At 70.2% G+C, this 1,289-nt stretch carries 2 protein-coding genes; both read left to right on the top strand.

Translation table 11 applies throughout. The features are described 5' to 3' along the window. A partial coding sequence (locus AOK23_RS41305; protein ID WP_276205804.1) for an undecaprenyl-diphosphate phosphatase occupies positions 1-291 on the top strand: 291 nt, incomplete at its 5' end. Positions 292-634: 343 nt separating this feature from the next. Next, positions 635-1,188, top strand: a 554-nt coding sequence (locus AOK23_RS41300; protein ID WP_240496811.1) for a chloramphenicol phosphotransferase CPT family protein, incomplete at its 5' end; no start/stop codon positions are given. Between the last annotated feature and the right edge of the window lie 101 nt (positions 1,189-1,289).

The following is a 1,289-nucleotide window of genomic DNA, read 5'->3' as shown; positions in this document are numbered from 1 at the left end:
GAGGCCGCGGCCCGCTACTCCTTCCTCCTCGCCATCCCCGCCGTGCTGGCCTCCGGCGGCTACGAGCTGAAGGACGCCCTGGAGGGCGGTCATGTCTCCTGGGGCCCGACGATCTTCGCCACGGTGATCGCGTTCGTGGTCGGGTACGCCGTGATCGCGTGGTTCATGAAGTTCATCTCCACCAAGAGCTTCATGCCCTTCGTCTGGTACCGCATCGCCCTCGGCATCGTCATCGTCGTCCTCGTCTCGATGGGCGTCCTGAGCCCGCACGCCGGCGAGTCGGCGGGCTGACGGGGAGGTATCCCCGGGCGGCCGCGTCACGGAGCCGCCCTGAGCACGCGAGTTGGGGCGTCCGCACCTGAGCGGACGCCCCAACTCCCTTCAGTGACCAAGCACATATGGGATCCGTAGCCGGGCTGTAGCGCACCGTCAGCTCTTGCGCCTACGCTTGTCCGCATGTCCCCCGATTCCCTTGCCTGTGGTTCCGTGCGGTCCGCTGCCGATGTGAACGACCAGATCCGCGCCCTGTGGCGGCGCGCGGGCGGTTCGCTGTCGGCCCAGGAGCGCGCGGAGTACGAGCTGTTGGTGGTGGAGTGGGCCGCGGCGATACGCGGAGAGGTCATCGAGGCCGCNNCCCCCGGAGGGCTGATCATCTTCCTGAACGGCACGTCCAGTTCGGGCAAGTCGAGCATCGCCGTCGAACTGCTGCGGATCCTGGACGAGCCGTTCTTCCATCTGCCGGTCGACGCGTTCCACGCCATGCGGACACGGCAGGAGATGGAGCCCGAGCGGCTGGCCACCGTGCTCCACCGCACCTGGCGGGGCTACCACCGCGCGATCGCGGGCATGGCCGCCGCGGGCAACAACGTCGTGGTGGACCACGTCCTCAGCGAGGAGTGGCGGCTGCGGGACTGCCTCGACCTGTTCGTACCGCAGGACGTCGTGTTCGTCGGAGTCCACTGCCCCCGCGCCGAACTCGAACGACGGGAGCGCGAGCGGGGCGACCGACCCCCGGGGCTCGCGGCCCGGCAGTTGGCGCAGGTGCACGCCCACGGGATCTACGACGTCGAGTGCGACACGTCCCTCGCGGACCCGCGGCTCTGCGCCCGGCGCATCAAGGACTTCCTGCCCCACCGCCCCACCCCGACCGCCTTCCAACGACTGCGCGAGAAGCGGGACGGCCGGTAACGGCGTGCTGGGCTGTGGGCCGAGGGCTGTCGGCTACCGGCTACCGGCTACCAGCCGTCGGCTACGGGCCGTCTGCTGTTCGAGGATCGGGGGCCGGGGGC

Origin of the sequence: Streptomyces torulosus (genome assembly GCF_001419765.1) — a bacterium.
In the GTDB taxonomy this organism is placed as follows: domain Bacteria; phylum Actinomycetota; class Actinomycetes; order Streptomycetales; family Streptomycetaceae; genus Streptomyces; species Streptomyces torulosus.
This window is presented reverse-complemented; position numbering and strand designations above follow the sequence as displayed.